6 protein-coding genes are annotated in these 8,879 nt (G+C 64.5%); 4 read left to right on the forward strand and 2 right to left on the reverse strand.

What is annotated here, in order from left to right; translation table 11 throughout:
* The 4 genes from ABDW57_RS27230 to ABDW57_RS27245 all read left to right on the forward strand — a co-directional run bounded on the left by ABDW57_RS27230 (nt 1) and on the right by ABDW57_RS27245 (nt 7,526).
* Entirely contained in the window at nt 1–3,153 is a 3,153-nt protein-coding gene (locus tag ABDW57_RS27230; protein WP_343733271.1) for an efflux RND transporter permease subunit, read from the forward strand.
* On the forward strand, nt 3,137–4,573 hold the full coding sequence (locus ABDW57_RS27235; RefSeq protein ID WP_343733272.1) for an efflux transporter outer membrane subunit: 1,437 nt from the start codon (nt 3,137–3,139) through the stop codon (nt 4,571–4,573). Before ABDW57_RS27230 ends, ABDW57_RS27235 begins: the two co-directional genes overlap by 17 nt.
* 151 nt (nt 4,574–4,724) lie before the next feature.
* Nucleotides 4,725–5,798: a patatin-like phospholipase family protein gene (locus ABDW57_RS27240; protein ID WP_343733273.1), complete on the forward strand. Its 1,074-nt coding sequence runs from the start codon at nt 4,725–4,727 to the stop codon at nt 5,796–5,798.
* Nucleotides 5,799–5,882: 84 nt separating this feature from the next.
* A complete protein-coding gene (locus ABDW57_RS27245; protein WP_343733274.1) occupies nt 5,883–7,526 on the forward strand; it encodes a methyl-accepting chemotaxis protein in 1,644 nt (547 codons plus the stop codon).
* Here ABDW57_RS27245 and hemW read toward each other — a convergent pair.
* Together hemW and ABDW57_RS27255 are read right to left on the reverse strand one after the other, a co-directional pair.
* On the reverse strand, nt 7,492–8,751 hold the full coding sequence (gene hemW, locus ABDW57_RS27250) for a radical SAM family heme chaperone HemW (RefSeq protein WP_343733275.1): 1,260 nt from the start codon (nt 8,749–8,751) through the stop codon (nt 7,492–7,494). The two genes, ABDW57_RS27245 and hemW, sit on opposite strands and share 35 nt — an antisense overlap.
* On the reverse strand, nt 8,748–8,879 hold a 132-nt coding region (locus ABDW57_RS27255; RefSeq protein ID WP_343733277.1), incomplete at its 5' end, for a non-canonical purine NTP pyrophosphatase. The genes ABDW57_RS27255 and hemW, both read right to left, overlap by 4 nt.

An 8,879-nucleotide genomic window follows, 5' to 3' on the forward strand; every position in this document is an offset into this window, starting at 1 on the left:
ATGGCCAAGTTCTTCATCGACCGCCCGGTGTTTGCATGGGTGATCGCCCTCTTCATCCTGCTGGGCGGGATGCTGGCGATCACCGTGCTGCCGGTATCGCAATACCCGACCATCGCGCCGCCCGCCATCGTGGTGTCGGCCAACTACCCGGGCGCCACCGCGCAAGTGCTGGACGATGCCGTCACCAGCGTCATTGAACAGGAAATGAACGGCGCCGACGGCCTGCAATACGTGGAATCGCAAAGCGAAGCCAGTGGCGCCGTCAGCATCACCGTCACCTTCGTCCCCGGCACCAATCCGGACCTGGCGGCGGTGGATGTGCAGAACCGCATCAAGCGGATTGAATCGCGCCTGCCCGCTGCGGTGACGCAGCAAGGCGTGCAGGTGAACAAGGCGCGCACCAACATCCTGATGTTCGTCGGCCTGACCTCCACCGACGGGCGCCTCGATCCGACCGGCCTGGGCGACTACATGGCGCGCAACGTGGTCAACGAAATCAAGCGCATTCCGGGCGTCGGCCAGGCGCAGTTGTTCGGCACCGAGCGCGCCATGCGCATCTGGGTCGATCCGCAAAAGCTGATCGGCTTGAAACTCAACATGGCCGACGTGACGGCGGCGATCCGTGCGCAGAATGCGCAGGTCACCTCCGGCACGCTGGGCGACCTGCCGAGTCCCGCGCAGCAAACCTTCTCGGCGCCGATCGTGGTGACCGGCCAGCTGACCTCCACCACCGAATTCGCCAACATCGTGCTGCGCGCGAATCCGAATGGCTCGCTGGTGCGGCTCAAGGATGTGGCGCGCATCGAAATGGGCGGCGCCAACTTCAACACCAGCGCGCGCCTGAACGGCCAGCCGTTTGCGGCGATTGCGGTGCAGCTGTCCCTGACCGGCAACGCGCTGCAAACCGCCACCGCCGTGCATGAAAAAATGGACCAGCTGGCGAAATACTTCCCGCCCGGCGTGAAATACACCATCCCTTACGATACCTCCCTGTTCGTCAAGATCTCGATCGAAGAAGTGGTCAAGACCCTGCTGGAAGCCGTGGTGCTGGTGTTCCTGGTGATGTACCTGTTCCTGCAAAACATCCGCTACACACTGATCCCGACCATCGTGGTGCCGGTGGCGCTGATGGGCACTTTCGCGGCGATGCAGCTGTTCGGCTTCTCCATCAACGTGCTGACCATGTTCGGCATGGTGCTGGCGATCGGTATTCTGGTCGATGACGCCATCGTGGTGGTGGAAAACGTCGAGCGCATCATGAGCGAGGAAGGCTTGTCGCCGCGCGACGCCACCCGCAAGGCCATGGGCCAGATCACCGGCGCCATCATCGGCATCACGCTGGTGCTGGTGGCGGTGTTCATTCCAATGGCCTTCTTTGGCGGCGCGGTGGGCGCGATCTACCGCCAGTTCTCGCTGGCGATGGTATCGGCCATGCTGTTCTCGGCGCTGATGGCGCTGACCCTGACGCCGGCCCTGTGCGCCACCATGCTCAAGCCGGTGCAGGCTGGCCACCACCATGAGAAAAAAGGCTTCTTCGGCTGGTTCAACCGCACATTCGCGGTGACGGCAAGCGGCTATCAGGGCGTAATCGCTAAAATCCTCAAGCGCACCGGCCGCTACCTGGTGATCTTCGCACTGCTGTGCGGCGTGGTGGGCTGGCTGTATGCCAAGCTGCCATCGTCGTTCCTGCCGAACGAGGACCAGGGCTACCTGATCGCCAACGTGCAGCTGCCGCCGGGCGCATCACAATCACGCACGCAGGCGGTGCTGGCGCAGGCGGACGCCTACTTCCGCAAGCAACCGGCCGTGGCGCGCACCATTGCCGTGGCGGGCTTCTCGTTCTCGGGCAATGGCCAGAACGCGGGCCTGATCTTCGTGCCGCTGAAAGACTGGAAAGAGCGCGGGCCGGAAGACTCGGCGCAGGCGATTGCGCAGCGCGCGTTTGGCGCATTGTCAGGCATCCCGGATGCGATCATCTTCCCGCTCAGCCCTCCACCGATCCGTGAACTGGGCAACGCCACCGGCATCACCGCGCGCTTGCAGGACCGCAGCGCGCAGGGTCACGATGCGCTGGTCGCGGCGCGCAACCAACTGCTGGAACTGGCGGGCAAAAGCCCCATCCTGAAAGGCGTGCGTCCGGAAGGCCTGGAAGATGCGCCGCAGCTGCGTGTGGAAATCGACCGCGAGAAAGCCAATGCGCTGGGCGTGGCTTTCGCTGACATCAATTCGATGATGTCCACCGCGCTGGGTTCCTCCTACGTCAACGACTTCACCAGCAGCGGACGTCAGCAGCGCGTGATCGTGCAGGCCGACGCGCCGCGCCGCCTGCAGCCGCAAGACATCATGCAGCTCAACGTGCGCAGCGCCAGCGGGACCATGGTGCCGTTCTCCTCATTCGCCACCTCGCGCTGGATACAAGGGCCGGTGCAGCTGGTGCGCTACAACGGCTACCCGGCCATCAAACTGACCGGCGATGCGGCGCCCGGCCGGTCCACCGGCGAGGCCATGGCGGAGCTGGAGCGGTTGGCGGAACAGCTGCCGCCGGGCTTCGGCATCGAATGGACCGGACAATCGCTGGAAGAAAAAACCTCCGGCTCGCAGGCGCCGATGCTGTTCGCGCTGTCGCTGCTGGCGGCTTTCCTGGTGCTGGCGGCGCTGTACGAAAGCGAATCGATCCCGATCGCCGTACTGCTGGTGGTGCCGCTGGGCGTGCTGGGCGCGCTGCTGGGCGCACATCTGCGCGACCTGCCGAATGACGTCTACTTCAAGGTCGGCCTGATTGCGATTATCGGCCTGTCGGCCAAGAACGCGATCCTGATCATCGAGTTTGCGAAAGACCTGCAGGCGCAAGGCAAAGGCCTGATCGAGGCAACGCTGGAAGCGGTGCACCTGCGCTTCCGCCCCATCATCATGACCTCACTGGCGTTTATCCTCGGCGTGCTGCCGCTGGTGATTGCCACCGGCGCGGGATCGGCCAGCCAGCGCGCCATCGGCACTGGCGTGATGGGCGGGATGATCACGGCGACCGTGCTGGCGGTGTTCCTGGTGCCGGTCTTCTTTGTGGTGATACGCCGCATCTTCAAGGGCAGCGAACGTCAGCGCAAGCTGGCTGCACATGAACTGAATGATAAAAACCATGAAACCTACGATTAAGCCTGCCGCCCTGGCCGGCGCCCTGCTGCTGTCGGCCTGCTCGCTGGCGCCGACGTACGAGCGCCCTGCCGCGCCGGTGGCGGCGGCCTTCCCGTCCGACAGCGCCGGCGCCGCGTCGCGCACCAGCGTTGCGGTGCCGCTGCGTGCCGACGCCCGCAGCGCAGTCGATACCGGCTGGCGCGACTACTTCACCGATCCGCGCCTGCAGGCCCTGATCGGCGCCGCACTGGAAAACAACCGCGACCTGCGCGCGGCGGTGCTGCGCATCGAAGAAGCGCGCGCGCAGTACAGCATCCAGTCGGCCGACCGCCTGCCGAACGTGAACGCCAGCCTTGCCGACACCCGTGCCAAAACGCCGGCCTTCCTGTCATCGACCGGGCGCTCCACCATTGGTGAGCGCTACGACGTTGGCGTATCGGTATCCTCATTTGAACTGGACTTCTTCGGCCGCGTAAAAAGCCTGAACGACGCCGCGCTCGCAAGCTACCTCGCCACCGAGGAAGCGCGACTGGCGGCGCAGATCGCACTGGTGGCCCAAGTGGCGCAGGCCTACTACACCGAGCGCGCTTACGCCGAACAGTACGCGCTGGCGCAGCAAACGTATGAAGCGCGCGCCCGCACCTACAAGCTCACGCAGCAGCGCGCCGAAGTCGGCGCATCCTCGCGCCTCGATCTGCGCTCCAACGAAACACTGATGGAAACCGCGCGCGCCGCGGCGCTCACGCTGGCGCGCCAGCGGGCGCAGGCTGAGAATGCACTGACGCTGCTGGTCGGCCAGGCGCCATCGGCAGCCGCCTCGGGCGCCATGCCTGGCGACGCCCAGATCGACACCCTGAGCGCCCTGCCGGAGGGCCTGCCCTCCGACCTGCTGGCGCGCCGTCCCGACATCCGCGCCGCAGAGCAGCGCCTGAAAGCGGCCAACGCCAGCATCGGCGCGGCGCGCGCAGCGTTCTTCCCGCGTATCAGCCTGACGGCGGCGGTGGGCAGCAGCAGTCCATCGCTGCATGGGCTGTTCGACAGCGGCTCCGGCAGCTGGTCGTTCGCGCCGCAACTGACGCTGCCGATCTTCGACGCTGGCCGCAACAGCGCCAACCTGACGCTGGCCGAAGTCCGCAAAAACCTCGCCGTCGCCGACTACGAAAAAACCATCCAGACCGCCTTCCGTGAAGTGGCGGACGCCCTGGCCGCGCGCGACTACCTGGGCGAACAAGTGAACGCCCAGCGCGCCGTGCAGGAAGCGCAGGCGGACCGCCTCAAGCTGCTGCAGCTGCGCTTCGACAACGGCGTCGCCAGCTCGCTGGACGTGCTGGACGCCCAGCGCGAACTATTCAGCGCCCAGCAAACACTGGTGCAAGCGCGCCTGCTGCGCACCACCAGCGCGATAGACCTGTACCGCGCCCTCGGCGGCGGCCTCAAGTAAAATTCGGGGTCAGCTCTGACATTCGGACACGCGAACCGATTGTTTGATCTATCTCAATACGCGAATTTGCGCGTTTTCGCGTATTGAGATAGATCAAAAGATAGCGCTAGCTGTCCAAATGACAGAGCTGACCCCGAACTTTGGATGACTTATGACTTCTCCGATTACTATTCGTCTCGGCCAGCGGGCGCGCCAGCGGATTGCCGCCGAGGGTGTGCAGGCGGCTGATGTGGCCATCGTGCCCGCCGCTGCCGGCGGGCCCAAGGGCCTGATCCTGCATGGCCTGGATTGCTGGATGTTTGGCGAGTTTTTCAAGCGCGCGCCGCGCCAGCGCAAGCTGATCGGCGCGTCCATCGGCGCCTGGCGCATGGCAGCTTCCGCGTTTCTCGATCCGGTCGCGGCCCACAAGCGGCTGGCGCGCCTGTACGCAAGCCAGCGCTATCCCGACAAGGTGACGCCCGCCTATGTCTCGCAGACCTGCCGCGCCCTGCTCGACGAGCTGCTCGATGGCCGCGGCCATGAGGTGGTCAGTCATTCCGAACACCACGTTTCGATCATCACTATCCGCGGCATCGGCGCGCTGGCCGGCACCAACGGCGCGCGCTGGCGCGAGATGGCCGGCTTTCTGCTGGCCGCCGCCGGCAACGCCATGTCCCGCAAGCGCCTGGCAACATCCATGGAGCGCGTGATTTTCCACCATCAGGGCGACGACGCCCGCTGGCTGCGCGATGATTTCGACGCCTTCGCCGCCCACTTCGTCGCCCTCTCGCCAGACAATCTGCGCGATGCGCTGCTGGCCTCCGGCTCGATCCCGCTGGTGCTGGAGGCGGTCACCAATATCGCCGGCGCGCCCGCTGGCGCTTACTGGGACGGCGGCTTGATCGACTATCACCTGCATCTGCCCTATCAGCGCGATCCCGGCCTGGTGCTGTATCCGCACTTCAGCGATTACATCGTGCCCGGCTGGCTCGATAAGTCGATGCCGTGGCGGCGCGCGCGCGATCAGGCGCTGGAAAATATGATCCTGGTGTCGCCCTCCGCCGATTTCGTCCGCCAGCTGCCCAACGCCAAACTCCCGGACCGCAAGGACTTCAAGGTCTACGGCCAGAACCACGAGCACCGCACGCGCGATTGGTTGCATGCCATCGGTGAGGGTGAACGCATGGCCGAGGCCTTCGCCCGCTGGTGCGAAAAGCCGGACTTGAAGCAGACTGCCAGTTTTTGACTGTTCCCAAAAAGCAACAGAACCCACGCAAGTCCGCGCGGCAGGCGCATACTGGACTCCCGCACGCTTGAGGGAGTCTTGATCATGAATGTTCTGTCGCAGATGCGCATCGGTACCCGTCTTGCGCTCGGCTTTGCCGTGGTGCTCCTGCTGGCCATCATTGCCACTTCGGTGGCGCTGGTGAATGCCCGCGCCAACGCGCAGGCCACGCGCACCATGATGGAGAAGCCGCTGGCCAAGGAACGCCTGGTGTCCGACTGGTATGTGCTGCTGTATTCCGCCGTGGCGCGCACGGAGCTGATCGCCCGCAGCAAGGATGAAACCCTGCCCACCGTGTTTGCCGACGTGATTGCGGCCAGCAGCAAGCGCGGCGCCGAGCTGATGGCGCAGGTGAAGGAGCTGATTGCCAGCGATGAGGAACGCGCGCTGTTCGATAGCGTCACCACGCTGCGCAATGTGTATCAGAAGGCCAAGAGCGATGTCGGCAACATCCGCAAGACTGGCGACGACGCTGCGGTCGACGCCATGTTCAAGGGGACTTTCGTCCCCGCCGCCAAGGCTTATCAGGGCAAGGTGAATGAGCTGCTGGCGTTCCAGCGCAAGGCGATCGACGATACCGCGCACGCCATCGACGCCGCCAACGACCGCGCCAATACGCTGCTGCTGATCCTGGCCGTGCTGATGGTGGCGATAGGCTCGGTGGCCGCGTGGATCATTTCGCGCTCGATTACGGTGCCGCTGCAGTCGGCGGTGGATATCGCGGCCACGGTGGCCAACGGCGATCTGACCACGCAGTTTTCGTCGCAACATAACAAGGATGAAATCGGGGAGTTGATGAAGGCCCTGCGCGGCATGAACGATGCGCTGCGCACGGTGGTGAGCCAGGTCCAGATCGGCACCAACACCATCGCCACCGCATCCAACGAGATCGCGTCCGGCAATATGGATCTGTCGCAGCGCACCGAGGAGCAAGCCAGTTCGCTGGAGGAGACCGCGTCGTCGATGGAGGAGCTGACTTCCACCGTGCGCCAGAATGCGGAGAACGCGCGGCAGGCCAACCAGCTGGCGCAGGCGGCGTCCGAGGTGGCCGAGAAAGGCGGCGCCATTGTCGGCCAGGTGGTCGATACCATGGGCTCGATCAATGATTCGTCGCGCAAGATTTTCGATATTATCAGCGTGATCGATGGCATCGCTTTCCAGACCAATATCCTGGCCCTGAATGCCGCCGTGGAGGCGGCGCGCGCCGGTGAACAGGGCCGTGGCTTTGCGGTGGTGGCGTCCGAGGTGCGCAATCTGGCCCAGCGCTCGGCCGCTGCGGCCAAGGAAATCAAGCAGTTGATCAGCAATTCGGTCGAGCAGGTGGATGCCGGCTCCAGGCTGGTGCAGCAGGCCGGCAGCACCATGGGCGATGTGGTGTCCAGCGTGCGCCGCGTTACCGATATCATGGGCGAGATTACCTCGGCCAGCAGTGAGCAGAGTATCGGCATCGATCAGGTCAACACCGCCATCGGCCAGATGGATAGCGTGACGCAGCAGAACGCGGCGCTGGTGGAGCAGGCTGCGGCGGCGGCGGCCAGCATGCAGGAGCAGGCGGTGCGCCTGGCCGAGGTGGCGTCCTCCTTCAAGCTGGGACACGATGGTTTGCACGGCGCGCTGCCGCAGCCGGCCAGGCGCGCCACGCCACGGCTGGGCACTAACCTTTCAAAAACATCTCTTGCAAGTCATTGAGGAAGCGCTGGCCTAATTCGGTCGGCTTGATGATCTTGTAGTCGCGGTAGAGCAGCCCTTTGGCCTCTGCCGCGTTGAGCTGCTGTTCGATGGCGTTGATGCTCAAGCCGGTGCGCTCGCTGAACAGGTTGGGGTCGAAGCCGCCGTGCAGGCGCAGGGTGTTGAGCATGAATTCAAACCCCATGTCTTCGCGCTGGATTTCGTATTCTTCCTGCACCGGCGCGCCCAGTTTGACCTGCTCCATGTAAGCCTTGGGCTGCTTGTAGCGCGCCTGCCGCAGGATGCGGTGCGGGAACGACAGCTTGGAATGCGCACCCGCGCCGATGCCGAGGTAGTCGCCAAACTCCCAGTAGTTCAGATTGTGCCGCGCGCGATGGCCTTCTTGCGCGTAGGCCGAAATTTCGTACTGGCGGTAGCCGTTGGCGGCGGTCAGCTCCGCGATCATGTCCTGCATGTCGGCGCTGGTGTCGTCATCCGGCAGCGTCGGCGGATATTTGGCGAACAGCGTGTTCGGCTCCATCGTCAGGTGATACAGCGACAGGTGCGGCGGCTTGAAGGCCATCGCCGTTTCCACGTCCTGGCGCGCCTCTGCCAGCGTTTGCGACGGCAGCGCGTACATCAGGTCGAGGTTGAAGTTGTCGAAGTTGGCCAGGGCGATTTCCACGGCGCGTTGCGCTTCGTTGTGGTCGTGGATGCGGCCCAGTGCTTTCAGGTGGCGTTCATTGAAGCTCTGAATGCCGATCGACAGGCGATTCACGCCGCTGGCGCGATAGGACTTGAACTTCTCCGCCTCGAAGGTGCCGGGATTGGCTTCCATCGTGATTTCACAGTCGCTGTCCAGCGGCAGCAAGGTGCGCACGTCGGACAGCAGGCGGTCCAGCCCCGCCGCCGACATCAGGCTGGGCGTGCCGCCGCCGATGAAGATGGTGTAGATCTTGCGGCCCCAGATCAGCGGCAGCGCCATTTCCAGGTCGGTGCGCACCGCGTCCAGGTATTCCTGCTCAGGGAAGGCGCCGCCGTCCCTGGCTTCGTGCGAGTTGAAGTCGCAGTATGGGCATTTGCGAACGCACCATGGGAAGTGGATGTACAGCGACAGCGGCGGCAGCGCGGTCAGATTCAGCGCCCCGCCCTGCAGGTACCTGGCAGCGACGCCGGCAGCCTCGCTGATGTCGGCCGCTGGCTTGCTGGCTTGCGTATTGGCGCCGACGATTTTAATCGGGATCATTTCAGCTTCTCTACCAATGCACGCAGGGCCTGGCCGCGGTGCGACAAGGCGTTTTTCTCTTCCGGCGCCAGCTCGGCCGCGCATTTGCCCAGCGATGGAATGAAGAAGTAAGGATCGTAGCCAAAGCC

The sequence above is a fragment of the Duganella sp. genome, from assembly GCF_039595735.1.
Lineage (GTDB): Bacteria > Pseudomonadota > Gammaproteobacteria > Burkholderiales > Burkholderiaceae_D > Rugamonas.

What these genes read in the sequence shown, in the direction of transcription:
- ABDW57_RS27230 (WP_343733271.1), top strand. Translation starts at nt 1, where the DNA reads ATGGCCAAGTTCTTCATCGACCGCCCGGTGTTTGCATGGGTGATCGCC.
- ABDW57_RS27235 (WP_343733272.1), top strand. Translation starts at nt 3,137, where the DNA reads ATGAAACCTACGATTAAGCCTGCCGCCCTGGCCGGCGCCCTGCTGCTG.
- ABDW57_RS27240 (WP_343733273.1), top strand. Translation starts at nt 4,725, where the DNA reads ATGACTTCTCCGATTACTATTCGTCTCGGCCAGCGGGCGCGCCAGCGG.
- ABDW57_RS27245 (WP_343733274.1), top strand. Translation starts at nt 5,883, where the DNA reads ATGAATGTTCTGTCGCAGATGCGCATCGGTACCCGTCTTGCGCTCGGC.
- hemW (WP_343733275.1), bottom strand. Translation starts at nt 8,751, where the DNA reads ATGATCCCGATTAAAATCGTCGGCGCCAATACGCAAGCCAGCAAGCCA.